The sequence below is a fragment of the Dyella humicola genome (assembly GCF_026283945.1).
Taxonomy (GTDB): domain Bacteria; phylum Pseudomonadota; class Gammaproteobacteria; order Xanthomonadales; family Rhodanobacteraceae; genus Dyella; species Dyella humicola.
In genome coordinates, this window is record NZ_JAPDPC010000001.1 from 933664 (window position 1) to 953099 (window position 19436).

General features: G+C 64.2%; 19 protein-coding genes and 1 riboswitch. All 19 genes read left to right on the forward strand.

Annotation, left to right across the window (positions count from 1 at the left end):
- The first annotated feature begins 552 nt into the window (after positions 1-552).
- Positions 553-774: riboswitch (cobalamin riboswitch) on the forward strand.
- A gap of 157 nt (positions 775-931) precedes the next feature.
- The 19 genes from btuB (at position 932) to OUZ30_RS04085 (ending at position 19340) form a co-directional block, all read left to right on the forward strand.
- Positions 932-2740: a TonB-dependent vitamin B12 receptor gene (gene btuB / locus OUZ30_RS03995; protein WP_266183092.1), complete on the forward strand. Its 1809-nt coding sequence runs from the start codon at positions 932-934 to the stop codon at positions 2738-2740.
- A 76-nt stretch (positions 2741-2816) separates the two neighbouring features.
- Complete coding sequence (locus tag OUZ30_RS04000) at positions 2817-3398, forward strand: hypothetical protein (protein ID WP_266180891.1); 582 nt, start codon at positions 2817-2819, stop codon at positions 3396-3398.
- Positions 3399-3477: 79 nt separating this feature from the next.
- A complete protein-coding gene (gene cobO / locus OUZ30_RS04005; RefSeq protein WP_266183093.1) occupies positions 3478-4080 on the forward strand; it encodes a cob(I)yrinic acid a,c-diamide adenosyltransferase in 603 nt (200 codons plus the stop codon).
- Positions 4081-4089: 9 nt separating this feature from the next.
- Positions 4090-5388 (forward strand): cobyrinic acid a,c-diamide synthase CobB, encoded by a 1299-nt coding sequence (locus OUZ30_RS04010; RefSeq protein ID WP_266180892.1) that lies wholly within the window; start codon positions 4090-4092, stop codon positions 5386-5388.
- Positions 5385-6314, forward strand: coding sequence for an adenosylcobinamide-phosphate synthase CbiB (cbiB, locus tag OUZ30_RS04015; RefSeq protein ID WP_266180894.1), 930 nt, complete (start codon positions 5385-5387; stop codon positions 6312-6314). Before OUZ30_RS04010 ends, cbiB begins: the two co-directional genes overlap by 4 nt.
- Positions 6307-7302, forward strand: a complete 996-nt coding sequence (cobD, locus tag OUZ30_RS04020) for a threonine-phosphate decarboxylase CobD (RefSeq protein ID WP_266180895.1) — start codon at positions 6307-6309, stop codon at positions 7300-7302. The genes cbiB and cobD overlap by 8 nt, the downstream gene beginning before the upstream one ends.
- Positions 7302-8786: a cobyric acid synthase gene (locus OUZ30_RS04025; protein ID WP_266180896.1), complete on the forward strand. Its 1485-nt coding sequence runs from the start codon at positions 7302-7304 to the stop codon at positions 8784-8786. Before cobD ends, OUZ30_RS04025 begins: the two co-directional genes overlap by 1 nt.
- Positions 8774-9295 carry a bifunctional adenosylcobinamide kinase/adenosylcobinamide-phosphate guanylyltransferase gene (gene cobU / locus OUZ30_RS04030; protein ID WP_266180897.1) on the forward strand — a complete coding sequence of 174 codons (522 nt, stop codon included), beginning with the start codon at positions 8774-8776 and terminating at the stop codon, positions 9293-9295. The genes OUZ30_RS04025 and cobU overlap by 13 nt, the downstream gene beginning before the upstream one ends.
- Positions 9292-10338, forward strand: coding sequence for a nicotinate-nucleotide--dimethylbenzimidazole phosphoribosyltransferase (cobT, locus tag OUZ30_RS04035; RefSeq protein ID WP_266180898.1), 1047 nt, complete (start codon positions 9292-9294; stop codon positions 10336-10338). The genes cobU and cobT overlap by 4 nt, the downstream gene beginning before the upstream one ends.
- Positions 10335-10913 carry a histidine phosphatase family protein gene (locus OUZ30_RS04040; protein WP_266180899.1) on the forward strand — a complete coding sequence of 193 codons (579 nt, stop codon included), beginning with the start codon at positions 10335-10337 and terminating at the stop codon, positions 10911-10913. Before cobT ends, OUZ30_RS04040 begins: the two co-directional genes overlap by 4 nt.
- The gene (locus OUZ30_RS04045) at positions 10910-11629 is read left to right on the forward strand and encodes an adenosylcobinamide-GDP ribazoletransferase (protein WP_266183094.1); all 720 of its coding nucleotides are present in this window, start codon (positions 10910-10912) and stop codon (positions 11627-11629) included. Before OUZ30_RS04040 ends, OUZ30_RS04045 begins: the two co-directional genes overlap by 4 nt.
- Positions 11630-11801: 172 nt before the next feature.
- Positions 11802-12077 (forward strand): FmdB family zinc ribbon protein, encoded by a 276-nt coding sequence (locus OUZ30_RS04050; RefSeq protein ID WP_266180900.1) that lies wholly within the window; start codon positions 11802-11804, stop codon positions 12075-12077.
- 125 nt (positions 12078-12202) lie between these two features.
- Positions 12203-12793 carry a DUF3011 domain-containing protein gene (locus OUZ30_RS04055; protein WP_266180901.1) on the forward strand — a complete coding sequence of 197 codons (591 nt, stop codon included), beginning with the start codon at positions 12203-12205 and terminating at the stop codon, positions 12791-12793.
- A 129-nt stretch (positions 12794-12922) separates the two neighbouring features.
- Positions 12923-14695: an aspartate--tRNA ligase gene (aspS, locus tag OUZ30_RS04060; protein ID WP_266180902.1), complete on the forward strand. Its 1773-nt coding sequence runs from the start codon at positions 12923-12925 to the stop codon at positions 14693-14695.
- A 104-nt stretch (positions 14696-14799) separates the two neighbouring features.
- Positions 14800-15438, forward strand: coding sequence for an esterase/lipase family protein (locus OUZ30_RS04065; protein ID WP_266180903.1), 639 nt, complete (start codon positions 14800-14802; stop codon positions 15436-15438).
- A 105-nt stretch (positions 15439-15543) separates the two neighbouring features.
- Positions 15544-16278 (forward strand): YebC/PmpR family DNA-binding transcriptional regulator, encoded by a 735-nt coding sequence (locus OUZ30_RS04070; RefSeq protein WP_266180904.1) that lies wholly within the window; start codon positions 15544-15546, stop codon positions 16276-16278.
- 39 nt (positions 16279-16317) lie between these two features.
- Positions 16318-16839, forward strand: a complete 522-nt coding sequence (gene ruvC, locus OUZ30_RS04075; RefSeq protein WP_266148042.1) for a crossover junction endodeoxyribonuclease RuvC — start codon at positions 16318-16320, stop codon at positions 16837-16839.
- Positions 16836-17435, forward strand: coding sequence for a Holliday junction branch migration protein RuvA (ruvA, locus tag OUZ30_RS04080; RefSeq protein ID WP_266180905.1), 600 nt, complete (start codon positions 16836-16838; stop codon positions 17433-17435). Before ruvC ends, ruvA begins: the two co-directional genes overlap by 4 nt.
- A gap of 3 nt (positions 17436-17438) precedes the next feature.
- Positions 17439-19340, forward strand: coding sequence for a potassium transporter Kup (locus tag OUZ30_RS04085; RefSeq protein WP_266180906.1), 1902 nt, complete (start codon positions 17439-17441; stop codon positions 19338-19340).
- Positions 19341-19436 lie beyond the last annotated feature (96 nt).

Consider the following 19436-nt stretch of genomic DNA (forward strand, 5'->3'; position numbering starts at 1 on the left):
AGTAACCCAAAGAAAACGGCCTCTAGAGCTGGCAGCATTGCGTGGGATAGAAGCGCTGGAAGGTTCCCGCGATTAGGGAACTGACTGCCCACGGCTACACACAGCGGCTACACCGCAACGCGCCACCGCGATGAGGACTTAAAGCAGGCTCGGCCAAAGGTCGTGATGTTTGTCGCATCCAAGTGCCAGGTAACCACCCCACCACCGACGCCTTAAGCCCTCTTCGCATCGGCGCGTTGCGGTGTAGCCGCGGTGTGTCGGCCGTGGGCCGCCACTCATTCGGCTGGCCACGCCCGTCAGGCTCGTATCCCGCGCCATGCTATGAGCTCTGGCTCTTTAGGCCATTTTCTTTGGGTTACTTTTCTTTTGGGCCAGCAAAAGAAAAGTGACCCGGACCGCGGCAGCGGTTCGGAACGCCCGCTGCGTAAGCGGCAACCTGGCGATATCGCTCGGTCAACGCGTGACCGCAAGCACCCGCCCCCCATCCCAGCCTTCTTCCCGGAAGGGAGAAGGAGCAAAGCGCGCCGGCAGGCGATCGAATCTCCCGTCTGCTAAGATCGCCCCGCCTGAGGTGACCACCAGCTGCAAAGCGAGTGGTTGAAACGGGAATCCGGTGCGGCGCGTGAGCGCCCATTCCGGAGCTGCCCCCGCAACGGTAGGCGAGTAAACGGTCAGCAATAGCCACTGTGCTTTGGCATGGGAAGGCGCTGGTCCGGAAGGCATCCGATGCCTTCGCTCGCGAGCCCGGAGACCGGCCTCGAGGTACGACCAGACAGGCGGTGGGCCATGTCATGGATGCCATGCGTCGCATGGCCGCCACGTCTCCTCACGCCTGTTCCTTATCTCATGCAAACCGCGCGGGCAGGCGCGGTTGAGGAGCATTGCTGTGGCATTTCAGAAGTCCCCCGTCCGCCAGACGATCCTGGCGGCGATGTTGTTGACCGTGATCTCGTCGGCGTCCGCCGACGATGCGACGACCGACCTCAGTAGCGTCGTGGTCACCGCGACCCGTACTGCGCAGACGCAGGACCAGACCCTTTCGGCGATCACCGTGATCGATCGTGCCGATATCGAACGCCTGCAGCCGGCATCCCTGGCGGACCTGCTGCGCGGCACGCCCGGCATGCAGCTGGCCAACAACGGCGGCCCAGGCAAGGCCACCAGCGCATTTCTGCGTGGCACCGAGTCCGATCATGTGCTGGTGCTGGTCGATGGCATCAAGATCGGCTCGGCCACCACTGGAACGGCTGCGTTACAGGACATCCCCGTCGAGCAGATCGAGCGCATCGAGATCGTGCGCGGGCCGTTCTCCAGCCTGTACGGTTCGGAGGCCATCGGTGGCGTGATCCAGATCTTTACTCGTCGCCCCGAGGGCTCGTTCGTACCTGCCTTCAGCCTGGGCGTGGGCAGCTATGGTCATCTAAGCGGTTCGGCTGGTCTGGCCGGGACGAGCGGTAACGGCTGGTATTCGCTACAGGCCTCGCATGACCAGACCGACGGCATCAACGCCTGTCGCGTGGGAGCCGCCGAAGTCGGTGCCGCGTGTTTCGCCGATCAGCCCGACAAGGACGGCTATCGCAACACCGCCGTGACCCTGCAGGGCGGTTATCGCTTCGACCAGCAATGGGACGCCGATGTCCGCCTGTTCCGCAGCGAGGGCCACAACTATTACGACGGCACCTATTCCGACTCCGACGAAAGCGTGACCCAGGTGGTCGGCGGCCGTCTGCACTACCGTCCCACCAAGGACCTCACCTTCACCTTGAGCGTGGGTACCAGCGGCGACTTCAGCAAGGACTATCTGCAAGGCGTCTACGTTGACCGTTTCGACACCCATCGCGATATTGGTTCGTTGCAGGCGGATATCGCGCTGGGCGGTGGCCTGCTCAGCAGCGGTTTCGACTGGCAGCGTGATCAGGTGGACAGCAGCACCGCCTACGCCGTGGACAGCCGCATCGATCGTGGCGTGTTCGTGCAGTGGCAACAGACCTTCGGGCGCCAGTCGCTGCAGGCCAGCGTGCGCCGCGACGACAACAGCCAGTTCGGCGGCAAGAACACCGGCAGCGTCCTGTGGGGCTGGGATTTCAGCAACAGCCTGCGCCTGACGGCCAGCTACGGTACGGCGTTCAAGGCACCCACGTTCAACGACCTGTATTACCCGTACTACGGCAATCCCAACCTCAAGCCGGAAACCTCGCAGAACATCGAATTGGGCCTCCGTGGCGCCTACGGCTGGGGCTACTGGTCGCTCAATGCGTTTCGCAACAAGGTCGATGACCTCATCACCTATGACGCGTCGACCGGCCTGCCGGGCAACGTGGAAGATGCGCGCATTCGCGGCGCCGAGGGCGTGGTCAGTGGACACCTCGCCGGTTGGCTGTTGACCGGCACGGCCACCTGGCTCGATCCGCGCGATGAAACGCCTGGCGACCAGTACGGCAATCTGTTGCCGCGTCGCGCACGCCAGACGGCGCGCGTCGATGTGGACCGCGGTTTCGGTGCCTTCAGCGTGGGCGGTAGCTGGTACGTGGCTGGACGTCGTTACGACGATCTTGCCAATCAGCATCCGCTCGGCGGCTACACCCTGACCGATCTGCGCGTGGCCTATGCACTGGATCGCAGCTGGAAGCTGCAGTTGGCGCTCAACAATGCGTTCGCCAAAAACTATGAGACGGCCTGGTATTACAACCAGCCCGGTCGCAATTACATGCTGACCCTGCGTTACCAGCCGGCTCCATAAGCGCAAGCGCGGGGCGGGTCGTCCCAGCCCCGCGTGACCATTGCAAGACCTTAGACCAAGATCCGGGAGTCACGTCATGAAGTTACCGTCAGGTCCGCGTTCTGCCCTGCTATTGGGGTTGCTGGTGCTGGTCATGTTGTCCACCCGCTTCAAGCATTTTGGCGATGTGCTGCATCTGCCCGATGCTTCGATGGCCGTGTTCTTTATCGGTGGTCTGTTGCTACGCCGCCACGCGATGTTCGCCTCGCTGGTGGCGCTTGCCATGGGGCTGGACTGGGCATCGATCCAGTATGCCGGTGTCAGCGATTTTTGCGTCACGCCGGCGTATGCGTTCCTGCCCTCGGCCTATGCCGTGCTTTGGTATGGCGGTCGCTGGTACGCGCCACGCCTGCGCATCAGCACGGCTTCGCTGTTGGGCGCCTGGGTCGTCGCGCTGCTGGCAGCGTCCGTTTCCTTTGCCATCTCCAATGGCGCGTTTTATTGGCTGGGTGGTCGTTATGCACAGCCGCACCTGGCCGAGTACGTGTCGCGTCTGTGGCAGTGGGCTCCCCTGTTCGTGCGCACCACGCTCGCTTATGTCACGGTGGCGTTGGTGGCCTATGCCGCCGTTGCCAGGCTGATGTCGACACGTGCCGCGCCGTCAGCGCAGCAGGCATAGGAGCCATGTCCATGACGAGTAGGTTCCATCAGATGCATAGCCGGGGAGCAGGCTTATGAACGATCCGTCGCGCGGTGAAATGTTGACCGCCGAAGAGCGCCATCGCGAGCGCATGCAGCGCAAGAAGGAACTGGTGGACCGCAAGATCGCCCGCGCCACCATCGAACGCGGCGTGTTGGTGGTGAACACCGGTAACGGCAAGGGCAAGAGTTCGTCCGGCTTCGGCATGCTGGCTCGCTCGCTCGGTCATGGCTTCCACTGTGGCGTGGTGCAATTCATCAAGGGCAGTTTTTCCACCGGCGAAGAGGCGTTCTTCCGTCGCTTTCCCGACGAAATCGACTATCACGTGATGGGCGAAGGCTATACCTGGGAGACCCAGGACAAGGCCCGCGACATCGAGGCCGCCGATGCAGCATGGCAGGTGGCGGCGGGCATGCTGACCGATGCCCGTTACGACTTCGTGCTGTTGGATGAGCTCAATATCGCTCTGGTGAAGGGTTATCTCGATGTTGGCGTGGTTGGCGCCGCACTCGCTGCGCGACCGCCGCAGCAACACGTGGTGATCACGGGTCGCGGTGCACCGGATAGGTTGGTCGAGCAGGCGGATACGGTGACGGAAATGCGCGTGGTGAAACATGCATTTGAGGCCGGTATCCGGGCTCAAAAGGGTATCGAGCTGTAGGTGATGTCGATGCAACCGAAAACCCATCATTGCCCTGCCGTGCTGGTTTCCGCTCCGGCTTCGGGCCAGGGCAAGACCTCGGTGACCGCGGCGCTGGCGCGTTGGCATACGCGCGCAGGCAGGCGCGTGCGCGTATTCAAGACGGGCCCGGACTTTCTTGACCCGATGGTGCTCGAACGCGCCAGCGGGGCACCGGTGTATCAGCTCGATCTATGGATGGGTGGCGAAGACGATGTCCGTGCGCGCCTGTATGAAGCCGCCGGGGACGCCGATCTGATCCTGGTGGAAGGGGTGATGGGTCTGTTCGACGGCGGCATGTCCAGCGCGGACCTCGCACAGAAGCTGGGCTTGCCTGTGCTGGCCGTGATCGATGGCTCGGCCATGGCACAAACCTTTGGTGCCATTGCCACGGGGTTGGCGCGCTATCGCGAAGGGCTGCAGGTTCATGGCGTAACCGCCAACCGCGTTGGCAGTGCGTATCACGCTCAATTATTGGCCGACAGTCTGCCGCCCGATCTGCGTTGGTTGGGTGCCCTGCCGCGCGATGCATCACTTGCCTTGCCCGAACGCCATCTCGGCTTGGTGTCGGCGGGGGAATTGCCTGATATCGATGCCCGACTCGATGCGCTGGCCGATGCCTGGGCTGCGCATGCCTCGTCCGAGCTACCGCCGCCCGCGGCATTCTTACCGGTGGCGACGTCACCGGTCGGTTCGCGATTGCGAGGTTTGCGCCTGGCGATCGCGCGCGATCAGGCGTTCTGTTTCATTTACCCGGCTAACCTGGACGTGCTGCGTGCAGCGGGCGCAAAGCTGCTGTTCTTCTCGCCCATAGCGGGGGAATCCCTGCCTGATTGCGATGCGGTGTGGTTGCCGGGTGGCTATCCCGAGCTTCATTTGTCGGCGCTGTCGGGCCATGACATGTTGCGCCAGGCGTTGCATGCGCATGTCGATGCCGGCAAGCCTCTGCTCGCTGAATGCGGCGGCATGCTCTACGCGCTCGACGAGCTGACCAATCGCGATGGCGAGACCTTTAGCATGGCGGGCCTGTTGCCAGGTCGCGCCACCATGCAGACCCGACTGGGCGGACTCGGCATGCAATCGGTCACGTTGCCGGAGGGCACGCTGCGCGGACACACCTTCCACTACGCGCATGCGGCCATCGATGTGGCGCCATTGGCCATGGCGGTCAATCCCGACAAGGGGCCTAGTAACGAAGGCGTCTATCGCCGTGAACGCCTTACGGCGAGCTTCATGCATGCGTACTTTCCCTCCAACCCGGAGGCCGCCACGAAATTGTTCCTGCCATGACGACGGCGCTTGCCATGCTGGCGGCGATCCTGCTCGACGCCTGGCTGGGCGAGCCAAGGCGTGCGCATCCGCTGGTGGCGTTCGGCCGGTTGGCGGGTGGCATTGAAGCGCGACTGTATCGCGATCGGTACATGGCTGGCCTGCGTGCCTGGAGCCTCGCTGTAGTGCCGTTGGTCGTGCTCTGCTGGCTCGCGGCCAAGATGCTCGGCAGCATGACTGGCTGGCTCAGCTTCGTATTCGATGCCGTGGTGCTCTATCTCGCTATAGGCTTGCGCAGCCTTGGCGAGCACGCCACGCCGGTGGCGTGTGCACTGCATGACGGCAACCTTCCCGAGGCGCGTACTGCAGTGGGCCGCATGGTTAGTCGCGATACGCACGTGCTCGACGAAACGCAGGTTGCAGCGGCGGCCACCGAGTCAGTACTGGAGAACGGTAACGATGCCGTCTTCGCTGCGCTGTTCTGGTTTGTCCTGTTCGGTGCGCCGGGTGCCGTGTTGTACCGGCTGGCCAATACGCTCGACGCCATGTGGGGATACCGCACGGCGCGATACGAGCGCTTTGGCTGGGCTGCGGCACGGCTCGATGATGCGCTCAACTATCTACCGGCGCGGCTTACCGCGACAACCTATGCGCTGCTCGGTGACGCGACGCGGGCATGGCGTTGCTGGCAGACGCAGGCATCGTCATGGGACAGCCCGAATGCCGGCCCGGTCATGGCGGCCGGTGCGGGTGCGATTGACGTGAGGCTGGGTGGCGCGGCGCCTTATGCCGGTGTGTGGGAGTCTCGACCGGTGCTGGGCGAAGGGTTGCCGCCGGACGCAGGCGCCATTGCACGTGCGCTTCGATTGGTGCGACGTGGTGTGGCGCTGTGGCTGGCGGTGGCATGCTTGTTTGCGTTGTTATGGCGGGTGACCAGCCATGCTTGAGCACGGCGGACGCTTGCAGCAGGCAGCCATCACCTATGGCATTGCGCTCCCGGACTGGCTTGATCTCTCCACCGGCATCAGTCCCTTCGCGTGGCCGGTGCCTGAGATCCCGGCCCAGGCATGGCATCGTCTACCCGAAGATGACGACGGTTTGGTGGACGTGGCGCAGGCCTACTATCACGCCCCACAGCTGCTGCCGGTTGCCGGTTCGCAGGCCGCCATCCAGGCACTGCCAAGCTTGCGCGGGCCGTCCCGCGTAGGCGTCATCGCTCCCGGTTACAACGAGCACGCACATGCATGGCGCAGGGCGGGCCACGAGGTGACCTGTCTATCGGCATGGTCGCTATTGGAGCGTGCCGACGAGCTAGACGTCATCGTGCTGATCCACCCGAATAACCCGGGCGGTGAGCGGTTCCAGCGTGAGGCGTTGCTGGCCTGCCACGCGCGCCTCAGGGCCCGCGGAGGTTGGCTGATCGTCGATGAGGCCTTCATGGACGTCTCGCCGGACGACAGCCTTTGTCCGTTTACCGCGCGTGACGGGCTGGTCGTGCTGCGTTCGGTTGGGAAGTTCTTTGGACTGGCGGGTATCCGCGCGGGCTTTGTATGTACGTCAAGGCCGCTGTTGGATGCGCTTCGAGACTATCTCGGTCCGTGGACCTTGAGCGGCCCGACTCGCCACGTGCTCAAGCTGGCGCTGGCCGATCGTGACTGGCAAGCGCAGGCACGCGGATGGCTTCGACATGGCAGCGCGCGGCTTGCCGAGGTGTTGCTCATGCACGCGGTCACACCGACAGCAGGCTGCGCGTTCTTCCATTGGTGGCGTCATGAGCTGGCCCCGTCGTGGCATCACGCACTGGCCGAGCGCGGCATCCTCACGCGGCTGTTCGACGAGCCGCGTAGTCTGCGTTTTGGATTGCCTGCCGATGAGGCTGGCTTGCTTCGCCTGGACCAAGCTTTGGCAAGTGTCCGTTTGATGGGGATGACCTGATGAGCGCCAGTGTATTAATGGTGCAGGGATGCACGTCCGATGCGGGGAAAAGCACGCTGGTGGCGGCGTTGTGTCGTTGGCTGCATCGGCGCGGCGTCGCCGTGGCGCCGTTCAAGCCGCAGAACATGGCGCTGAATTCGGCGGTCACGGTAGATGGTGGTGAAATCGGTCGCGCCCAGGCCGTGCAGGCGCAGGCGGCCCGCGTGCCGCCGCATACCGATTTCAATCCGGTCCTTCTGAAACCCAACAGCGATGTGGGCGCCCAGGTCATCGTGCACGGTCATGCCATCGCCAACATGGATGCGCGTGTCTATCACGACTACAAGCGCATCGCGATGGACGCGGTGCTCGCATCGCACGCACGGCTGGTATCGCAGTACGACGCGGTCATCGTGGAAGGTGCTGGCAGTCCCGCCGAGATCAATCTGCGCGACCGGGACATCGCCAATATGGGCTACGCCGAAGCGGTCGATTGCCCGGTGTTGTTGATTGCTGATATCGATCGCGGCGGTGTCTTCGCGCATTTGGTCGGCACGCTTGCACTGCTGTCAGATAGTGAACGTGAACGCGTCGCCGGTTTCGTCATCAACCGCTTTCGCGGCGATCCCGCGTTGCTGCAATCGGGTCTGGACTGGCTGGAACGCGAGACCGGCAAGCCCGTACTGGGCGTGCTGCCTTTTTTGCAGGGCCTACAACTCGAAGCCGAAGACGCCTTGCCACGCGATCGGACGCACAAGCCTGGCGCAGGCCTGCGCGTGGCCGTGCCGGCGTTGCCGCGGATAAGCAACCACACGGATCTCGACGCTTTGCGCGCGCATCCCGACGTCGATATGCGCTTCGTTGGCCCCGATGAAGTGCCTCCCGCCTGCGACCTCATCGTGCTGCCCGGTTCCAAGTCCACTCGCGCGGATCTCGCCTGGTTGCGGGCAAACGGCTGGGAGGAGGCGATCGAGCGGCATCTTCGTTATGGCGGCAAGCTGATCGGTATCTGTGGTGGCTTCCAGATGCTGGGCCGCTTCGTGCATGATCCCCATGGCATCGAGAGCGCGCCGGGCTCAAGCGTTGGACTCGGCTGGCTGGACATGGAAACCACGCTGGAAGAGCGCAAGAAATTGCGTCGCGTGGCTGGAGAACTGGTCCTGGGAGGGGCGCGGGTGAGCGGCTATGAGATCCATTGTGGCGTCAGCCATGGCGCGGCGCTGGCAAGGCCTTCGAGCAAGCTCGACGGAGGGTTGCCCGACGGCGCCTTGTCGTCAGACGGTCAGATTCTAGGCAGCTATCTGCACGGCTTGTTCGACGAGCCACCGGCTCTCGTGGCGTTGCTGGCATGGTCTGGTTTGCACGACGCATCTTCCATCGACATGCACGCCTTGCGTGAAGCCAGCATCGAGCGACTTGCCGATGCCGTGGAAACACATCTCGATACGTCGGCGCTGCTGCGCTTGCTGAAGTTGAGCGCGACGGAGCCTGCATGCGCACTCTGATACTCGGTGGTGCCAGGTCGGGCAAGAGCGCCTTGGCAGAACGGCTCGCCGTCTCGTCGGGTCATGCTGTGGTCTATGTCGCTACCGCGCAGGCGCATGACGCCGAAATGGCGGCGCGTATCGCGCATCATCGGGCGCGGCGCCCGGCCCACTGGTCAAGTGTGGAAGAGCCGCTGGCTCTGGCTGATGTCTTGCGTGCACAGGTTCGGCCCGGGCGTTGCGTCCTGGTCGACTGCCTCACGTTGTGGCTGAGCAATCTGCTCGGCGATGCCGATGCATCGCGTTTCGAGCGTGAGGTTGCGGCCCTGCTGGATATTTTCCCCTCGTTGACCGGGCAGGTCTTGCTGGTGAGCAACGAGGTGGGGCTCGGCGTGGTGCCGCTGGGTGAACTTACACGCCGCTTCGTCGATGAAGCGGGTCGATTGCATCAGGCGCTCGCGAACCAGTGCGAGCGTGTGCTGTTCGTTGCGGCCGGCATGCCGCTGGCCCTCAAGGGAAGTCTTGCATGAGCCTCGATTGGCTGTCCGTGCCCTGTCAAAGCGTTGATACGAAAAGTGAGCAACTCGCGCGCGAACATCAGGCCCAACTGACCAAGCCGCCTGGTTCGCTGGGTACGCTGGAGACGCTGGCGATTCGTCTGGCCGGGCTGCAACACACGGTGCGTCCGGCAGTGCAGCAAGTATGGATCAGCGTGTTCGCCGGCGACCATGGCGTGGCGGCTGAAGGCGTGTCGGCCTTCCCGCAGGTGGTGACCGGCGAGATGGTGCGGAACTTCGCGAACGGCGGTGCCGCCATCAGCGTGCTTGCGCGCTCGCTCGGCGCCATGCTCGAAGTGGTGAACCTGGGCACCGTGAACGATCCGGGTGAATTGCCCCATGTGCGTCGCGCGTTCATTGCGCCGCAGACCCAGAATTTCTGCGAGCGGCCGGCCATGACGATGGCGCAGCTCGACATGGCGCTGCGCGCGGGTGCCGAAAGTGTCGCTGCGGCGCGCGACGCGGGCGCGCAGCTTTTCATCGGTGGTGAAATGGGTATTGCCAATACCACCTCGGCCGCGGCGCTGGCTTGCGCCTTGTTAGGTGAATTGCCGATGCGGTTGGCGGGTGCGGGCACGGGGCTGGATGCGGCAGGCATCGACCATAAGGCAGCGGTGATTGCGCGTGGCCTGGCTCGTTATGCGGCCGACGCTGACGCGCTGACGTGGCTGGGTCGGGTGGGCGGCTTTGAAATCGCGGCGCTGGCCGGCGCCTATATCGCATCGGCCCAGCGAGGCCTGCCGGTGCTGGTCGATGGTTTTATCACCACGGTGGCGGCGCTCGCGGCGACCCGCATCAATCCGGGTTGTCGCGCCTGGATGTTCTTTGGCCATCGGTCGAGGGAGCGCGGGCACGGTCAAACGCTCGCGGCGCTGAACGCCGATCCGCTCATCGACCTCGGTCTGCGCCTGGGCGAGGCAAGCGGTGCGGCTACCGCCGTGCCGCTCATGCGCCTGGCCTGCGAGCTGCACTCGCGCATGGCCACGTTTGCCCAGGCAGGGGTGAGCGGCGCATGACGGGCACGCACATCGGCATCGATTTGCTGCGCCATGGCGATACCGGTCAACGCAGCTATCGAGGACAGTTGGACGACGCCCTCAGTGCACTGGGCTGGACCCAGATGCGTGCGGCGATCTTCGGGCGTAGCTGGGACGCGGTGGTTACCTCGCCGCTGCGGCGATGTGCCGACTTTGCCCATGACTTTGCGGCGGCGCGCCGTTTGCCGCTCAGGGTGGATGAGCGATTGGCCGAATATCACTTCGGCGAGTGGCAGGGTGTTCCCATTGAAGTCCTGGCCAACGAACAGGGCGAGGCCCTGGCGCAATTCTGGGCCGACCCGGTGAACTGTCCGCCGCCGGGGGGTGAACGCTTCTCGGCCTTTCACGCCCGCTTGTGCGCTGCGCTCAATGACGTCGCCGTAGAAGCCGAATCCCGCCGCATTCTGGTGGTGACGCATGGCGGGGTGATCCGCCTGCTTCACTGCGAGGCGGAAGGGCGTGACTTCGGCGAGATGGCGAATATCGACGTGCCGCATGCCTCCGTGCATCCGCTGGCCTGGGTGGCACCGGCGGCCGGGTTGGCCAAGGCCTGATGCGCGGCCTGCTCCTCGCCATCGGCTTTCTCACCCGCCTGCCGGTACCGGAGAGGGCGTTCGATGGCGCATCGGTGTCGTCGTCCTCCCTGGCCTGGTATCCGGCGGTGGGGCTGTTGATGGGCGGCCTGCTGTGGATGCTTTCCTGGGCCATGGCCTCGGCGCCGCCACTGCTGGCCGCAGCGGTACTGCTGGCGGTCTGGGTCGGTTTGACAGGGGCCTTGCATCTGGATGGTCTGGCGGACAGCGCCGATGCCTGGGTGGGTGGTCTCGGCGACAGCGAGCGCACCTTGGCGATCATGAAGGACCCTCGCTCCGGGCCGATGGGCGTGGTGGCGCTGGTGCTCGTGCTGTTGCTGAAGTTTGCGGCCCTGGCCAGCCTGCCGCCGCACAACGCAGCTCTATGGCTTGCACCACTGCTGGGGCGCGCGGTGCTGACGACAGCCTTCATCAGCACGCCTTATGTACGCAGCGGCGGACTGGGTAGTGCGTTGCTCGGAGCCTCCCGCGGGGCCAGCCTGGCCGCACTGCTGATGACCGGGTTGCTCTGTTTTTACGATGGCTGGCTTGGCTTGCGCGCCTTGGTGGTGGCGCTGACAGTATTTGCATGCTGGCGCTTGGCCTGCATGCGGCGGCTGGGCGGCATGACAGGCGATACCTGTGGTGCCCTGACCGAACTGGTGGAAGCTGCCGTGCTGGTGGCGCTGGCTGCCTGAGAGCGCTTCAGCCCGGCGCTTGGACGTCCCGCTGGTGGATGGCTGAGGCAGGTCGATCGTCCGGACCATGTCTAGACGTTGAATTTGCCCCGCCTGCCTCGATAATGGATGGTTGCCACCGTTCACGACCGGAGGAAGTCCCCGCGGGACGTTGGCCGATTGCGGAGTTTCCATGCCTATCTATGAATTCGAATGCAGCGGCTGCGGCCATCGTTTCGACCGCCTGCAGAAGTTGTCCGATCCTGATCCCAGCGTCTGCCCCGCCTGCGACGTGGCCGAGGTGAAGCGCCGCGTGAGCGCGCCCAGCTTCCGCCTGGCCGGTGGCGGCTGGTACGAGACCGACTTCAAGAAAGACGGCGACAAGAAGCGCAACCTGGCCGGGGACAGTGAAGCCGCCAAGCCTTCAACGCCCGCGCCGAGCACCACCGGCACCAGCAGCGACACCTGATCGGGGCCGGATCTGAACGCCGCATGGCCGAGCGGTAAGTTTGTGCGGGTTCGTCGCAAGTTATTCAAATTCGGTTGAGCATGCGTCCGTTAGCGTGACGCCCCATCACAAGGGGAGCGTTGCCGATGCTGCAGATTCGAACGGGTTGCATGGGGGTACTGGTGGGCTTGGTCGCGGGTGCGTTGTTGAGCGCCACGCCCCAGGCGCACGCACAGGGGCGTGAAGCGATCCGCTGTGGCAGTGAGGACGGCAGCCTTACGCGCTGTCAGATGCCATGGCGTGATGCCGAGCTGATTCGCCAGGAATCGAACAGCCCCTGTGAGCGCGGGCGGAGCTGGGGCGTGGATCGCGAGGGCCTCTGGGTCGATCGCGGCTGCCGTGGCCAATTCGTGGAAGCCGGGCGGGGTGGCGAGTGGCGCGACCGCGACAGACGGGACGACGACCGCCGCGATGACGAACGCCGGGACGACGATCGGGACCAGGGTGAGTGGCACCCCGGTCCGGACTGGGATCGCGAGATCCGCTTTCAGTGCGAAAGCAACGACAAGCAGCAGCAGTTCTGCCAGGTCGATGTAGGTGGCCGCGGTGGCGTCCGTCTGTTGCAGCAGCTGTCCGGCAGCCCCTGCGAGGAGGGCTACAGCTGGGGCTGGAATCGTGCCGGCGTGTGGGTTACCCGGGGTTGCCGGGGCCTGTTTGCGGTAGATCGGCGCTGGTAAACCGCGCGTGGCGGGGTGATGCGCGGCGCTTGCAGCCGCGCGTCACTGCCCGCCTCTGCTGCTGCCGGTGTTAACATTCCGGGTCTTTTCCACGCATTACGCCGCCTTGCGGCCCGGAGTTCCAAGCGCATGCGCACGCATTTTTGCGGCCTCATCGACGAGGCACTGGTCGGCCAGACCGTCACCCTGTGCGGCTGGGTCAATACCCTTCGCCTGCAGAGCCATGTGGCCTTCGTAGACCTGCGTGACCACGAGGGCCTTGCCCAGGTGGTGGTCGAGCGCGAGAACGCGGCCGCCTTCGCGGTGGCAGGCGAGATCGGCAACGAATACTGCCTGCGCGTCACCGGCACCATCCGCAAGCGCTTGTCGGTGAATGACAAGCTGCGTACCGGCACGGTGGAACTGCTGGCCGATACGGTGGAAATTCTCAATGCCGCGAAGGATCTGCCGTTCGCGCTGCATGAGAACCCCAACGAGGACATGCGGATGACCTACCGCTACCTCGACCTGCGTCGCCCCGAGATGCAGAAGATGATGCGCACGCGCATCAAGCTGGTGCAGACGCTGCGTCGTTACCTCGACGCGCGCGGCTTCCAGGATATCGAGACGCCGATCCTCACCAAGGCCACGCCGGAAGGCGCGCGTGACTACCTGGTGCCCAGCCGCGTGCATCCGGGCCAGTTCTACGCGCTGCCGCAGTCGCCGCAGCTGTTCAAGCAGATCCTGATGATGGCCGGTTTCGATCGCTACTATCAGATCGCCCGCTGCTTCCGTGACGAAGATCTGCGCGCCGACCGCCAACCGGAATTCACCCAGCTCGACCTTGAGTTCGCGTTCGTCGAAGAGAAGGACGTGCAGGACTTCGTGGAGGAACTGATCCGCCACGTGTTCAAGGAAGTGCAGGGCGTCGAGCTCGACCCCAGCTTCCCGCGCATGACCTGGGCCGAAGCAATGCGTCGTTTCGGTTCGGACAAGCCGGATCTGCGCATCGCGCTCGAACTGGTGGACATCGCCGACGCCGTCAAGCACGTCGAGTTCAAGGTCTTCGCTGAACCTGCCAACGCTGCCAACGGCCGCGTGGCGGCACTGCGCGTGCCCGGCGGCGCCAGCTTGACCCGCAAGGAAATCGACCTGCTTACCGAATACGTCGCCAAGTACGGCGCCAAGGGGCTGGCCTGGTTGCGTGTGGACGATCTTTCCAAGGGTCGCGAGGGCATCAATTCGCCCGTGGCGAAGTTCCTCGATGACGCGGCGCTGGATGGCGTGCTTACGCTCACCGGGGCGCAGAGCGGCGACATGGTGTTCTTTGGTGCGGGCAGCTGGAAGGCGGTGACCGACTTCATGGGCGCACTGCGCCTGAAGGTCGGCAAGGATCGCGGTCTGGTCGAAAACAGCTGGAAACCGTTGTGGGTCACCGACTTCCCGATGTTCGAGTACGACGAGGAAGACCAGCGCTTCGTCGCCTTGCATCACCCGTTCACGGCACCGAAGGTCGATGACGTGGACGACCTGCGCGCCAATGCAGCAAACGCCGTCAGCCGCGGCTACGACATGGTGCTCAACGGCAACGAGATCGGCGGCGGTTCCATCCGTATCCATCGTCCGGACATGCAGAGCACGGTGTTCGATCTTCTGGGCATTAGCCCGGAGGAGGCCGAGCTCAAGTTCGGCTTCCTGTTGAAGGCGCTGAAGTTCGGCGCGCCGCCGCATGGTGGCCTCGCCTTCGGTATCGACCGCATTGCGGCGCTGATGGCGGGTACCGAGTCGATCCGCGACGTGATCGCGTTTCCCAAGACCACCAGCGCGCAGGATCTGATGACCGACGCACCGTCGATGGTTTCGGAGCCACAGTTGAAGGAGCTCCATGTGCGCATAGCCGCGGCAGACAAGCTTCACGGCTGAGCTTGGACGCACGAGGGGCGGCAGGCTGGTTAAGGGCAGGTATGCTTCGCTGGAGCCATCCTGCCTATGGTTCCCTTCACGACTCCTCATTCTCCGGTCCCTGAATGTCTGATCATGTGATCCTTCTGCACGGCCTGTGGATGCGCGGTTTTGCGTTGGCCATGCTGCACCGGCGCATGATGGAGGCAGGCTTTCGCGTGCACCGCTTCGACTATATGAGCGTGGCGGCCACTCAGCAGCGCATCCTCAGCCGGCTGGAAGCACGTATCCACGAGTTGGCTCAGGAGACGCAGACCGTTCATCTGGTGGGCCACAGTCTGGGTGGCCTGCTGGCGCTGCGCGCCTGCGCGGAAGACGTTGATTTGCCGCCTGGTCGGGTCGTCTGCCTGGGGTCTCCCTTGAAAGGCAGTGCCGCTGCGCGCGGCTTCGCCGGCATGGGGCGCGGTGGCGAGGCGCTGTTGGGAGGCAATCGCGAGCTGCTCGAATACGGTTTCGAGCGCTGGGAGGGTGAACGTGAGGTCGGCGTGGTCGCCGGGCGCCTGTCGCTCGGCCTGGGCGCGGTGCTGGGCCAGTTTGAGGGCGACAACGACGGTACCGTGGCCGTCGACGAGACGCATCTGCCAGGCATTGCCGACCATTGCGTGATCGAGACCAACCATACGGGCCTGCTGTTCTCCGTCGAGGTGGCTCGTCAAGTGACGCAATTCCTGCAACGAGGCCGCTTCGACCGTACGGATTCCTGAGCCGGGGTCGCCGATTTCGCCGTTTCACGAGGCGGCTTGCCTGCCCGCCGTCCCGAAGGGATAGAATTCGCGCTCCGTTCTATTGCCAGATTTGCAGGAAGTGTCATGGGTAGAGGCCCGTCCATCGAAGGTCGCAAGAACGCCGAAGACGCCAAGCGCGCCAAGGTATTCACCAAGCTGATCCGCGAAATCACCGTGGCCACCCGTGCTGGCGTCGCTGACCCGTCCGCCAATCCGCGCCTGCGTGCGGCGGTGGACAAGGCGTTGTCGGCCAATATGACCAAGGACACCATCGAGCGCGCGATCAAGCGCGGCTCGGGTGCCGATGGCGGTGCCGCGATGGAAGAGCTGCGCTACGAGGGTTACGGCCCGGCCGGCATCGCGCTGATCATCGACTGCTTCACCGACAACCCGGTCCGCACCGTGGCGGACGTGCGCCATGCCTTGACCAAGCACGGCGGCAACCTGGGCACCTCCGGCTCGGTGGCCTTCCAGTTCTCACGCGTGGGTGAACTCGTATTTGCCACCGGCGGCGATGAGGCCAAGGAGGAAAAGGTGCTGGAGGCTGCCCTCGATGCCGGTGCCGACGACGTCGTGAATGAGCATGGCGAGAGCACCGTACTGTGCGCGCCGGAAAACTTCGAAGCAGTGCAGCAGGCCTTGCTGGCGGCGGGACTGACGGCCCAGCACGCCGGTGTCGGCATGCGTCCGAACAACCGCGTGGCCGTGCCCGACGAGGCCTTGGAGACACTGCAGGACCTGCTCGAGAAGCTCGATGCGCTCGACGATGTCAGCGAAGTTTCCCATAACGCTCTGCTGCCGACCGAGGCAGCAAACTAAGTTCGCACGGGCTCTTACGGCCCTCGCGAACCCACGCCCATGACGCGCATCATCGGCATCGATCCGGGCAGCCAGCGCACCGGTGTCGGCATCATCGATGTCGATGCCGGCGGCAAACTGTCCCATGTTTTTCATGGCGCATTGGCGGTGGCTGGCGAGGCCAGTTTTCCGCTGCGCCTGAAACGCATATTTGACGAGCTGTGTGCCATCATCGCCGCCCATCGGCCGGACGAATGCGGCATCGAACGCGTGTTCATGGCGCGCAATGCCGATTCGGCGTTGAAGCTGGGCCAGGCGAGGGGGGCCGCGATTTGTGCGGTCGTCAGTCAGGGGGTCGCGGTGCACGAGTACGCAGCGACGGAAGTAAAACAGGCCGTGGTCGGTAGCGGCCGCGGTGACAAAACCCAGGTGCAGCACATGATTGGCGTCCTGCTCGGACTGAAGGGGCCGTTGCAGGCCGATGCGGCGGATGCGCTCGCCATTGCGGTGACCCACGCGCATACCCGCGCAAGCCTGGATCGCGTCGGCATTCCACGGACGGCATGGAGACGTCGCCGATGATCGGTCGACTGCGCGGCATCCTGGTCTCCAAGCAGCCACCGTGGCTGCTGATTGAAGTCGGCGGCGTCGGTTACGAGTTGGAAGCGCCGATGTCCACCATCTACGACCTGCCGTCGATAGGCAAGGAAGTGACACTGCTCACCCACTACGCCGTGAAGGAAGACAGCGTGGCGCTGTATGGCTTCTTTCACGAAGCCGAGCGCACGCTGTTCCGTAGCCTGCAGAAAGTCAGTGGCATCGGCGCGAAGATTTCACTCGCGGTGCTCTCTGGCGTATCCACGCATGACTTTGCGCGCTTGGTGCAAACCGGCGACGTGGTCGCCCTGACCAAGATCCCTGGCATCGGCAAGAAGACCGCCGAACGCATCGTGGTTGAGTTGCGCGACCGCATGGATGGGCTGGCTGCGCCGCTGTCTGGTCTGGGCAGCAAGGCGAATGGCGCACCGCTGGACCCTGCGGGCGAAGCCACCGTCGCACTACAGCAGCTCGGCTACAAGCCGGCTGAAGTCACTCGTCTTGTGCAGAAGGTCGCCGCCGATGGCGACACTGCCGAATCGATCATCCGCAAGGCGCTGCGCGCCGCACTAGGGAATTGACCCGTGACCCCGGATTCCACCCACGGCACGACCGACGCTGATACCAAGCGACGCCTGGCAGCGTTGGCCCTTGGTGCGATCGGCGTGGTCTATGGCGACATCGGCACGAGTCCGCTGTACACCTTGCAGACGACGCTGAGCCACGACGGCATGAAGCCCACGCCGGAGAGCATTTATGGCGTGCTGTCGCTGATTTTCTGGGCGCAGATCCTGGTGGTCTCGCTCAAGTACGTCGTTTTCATCATGCGCGCCGACAACAAGGGCGAGGGCGGCATCATGGCGCTGCTGGCGCTGGCCTTGCGCAGCGTCAAGGGCGATGCACGCCAGCGCTGGTTCCTGGCGATCATCGGCATCTTTGGTGCCGCGCTGTTCTATGGCGATGGCGTGATCACGCCGGCCATCTCGGTGCTTTCGGCGGTTGAGGGCGTCAAGGTGGCTGCGCCTCATCTCGATCGCTGGATCGTGCCGATCACCGCGGTGATACTGTTCTTCCTGTTCGCGCTGCAGCGACATGGCACGGAGCGCGTCGGCAGGCTGTTCGGGCCGGTGATGGTGATCTGGTTCATCGTGATCGCGCTGCTGGGCGCGAACATGATCGCGCACAATCCGCACGTGCTGACGGCAATCAATCCGCTCTATGGCGTGCGTTTCTTCTTCACTCACGGCATGCAGGCGTTCATTGCGCTCGGCGGCGTGGTGCTGGCGCTGACCGGCGCCGAGGCGCTGTACGCGGACATGGGGCATTTCGGCAAGCGGCCGATTCGCCTGGCCTGGTTCAGCTTCGTGCTGCCGGCCCTGGTGTTGAATTACTTCGGCCAGGGTGCGCTGCTGCTGGATCACCCCGAAGCGATCGACAGCCCGTTCTTCAAGCTGGTGCCGAGCGTGATGCTGTACCCGATGATCGGCCTGGCCACGGTGGCCACGGTGATTGCCTCGCAGGCGGTGATCTCCGGTGCGTTCTCGATGACGCGCGAGGCGATGTCGCTGGGCTATTCGATGCGCATGCCGGTGGTGCATACCTCGCGTGAGATGTCCGGCCAGATTTTCGTGCCGTGGGTGAACAACTTCCTGCTGGTGATGGTGCTGCTGGCGGTGGTGGGTTTCCGCAGTTCGGATAGCTTGAGCGCGGCCTACGGCATCGCAGTGACTGGCACCATGACCATCACCACGATTCTTGCCCTGATCGTGGCGCGCCGGCAGTGGCATTGGAGCCGCCTTACCGTCATCGTCGCTGGCATCCTGCTGCTGTCCATCGATCTGTCCTTCCTGGGCGCCAACCTGATCAAGGTCGAATACGGCGGCTGGTTCCCGCTGGTATTGGGCGTGGCGGTGTTCATCGTGATGACCACCTGGCGGCGCGGTCGCGAGTTGGTGGTGCGCGAGATCAAGCAATCCGGGCTGGCGCTGCAGCCGTTCATCGAGAACATCGCCGAGCATCCGCCGTTGCGCGTACCGGGTACGGCCGTGTTCCTCACCGCCAACCAGAATTCCGTGCCACATGCGTTGCTGCATAACCTCAAGCACAACAAGGTGCTGCACGAGCGCAATGTGCTGTTGACGGTGGAGATGCTGGAGACGCCGGTGGCCGAGCCGAACGAACGCATCGAGATCACCGAGCTGGGTGGCAACTTCTATGGTCTCGAATTGCGCTTCGGTTTTGCCGAGGATCCGAATATCCCGCGGGCGCTGTCCCAGTGCCAACGGGTCGGCATGCCGTTCGACATGATGGACACCACGTTCTTCCTGTCCCGCGAAACCATCATCGCGGATGCGCGGCGTCCGGGCATGGCGCTATGGCGCGACAAGCTGTTCGCCTTCATGGCGCGTAATGCGTTGCCGGCGACGGCGTTCTTCCAGATTCCCGGCAATCGCCTGATCGAACTGGGTGCGCAGGTGGAGATTTAGCCGCGAGGCGCGGGCGCTGCTGTGGAAGTGCGGCGGAGTTTGGCTGGCGAAGGGTAGTGGGGCGCCAGCGTCGACTACCTGAAATAACCCTGGGCG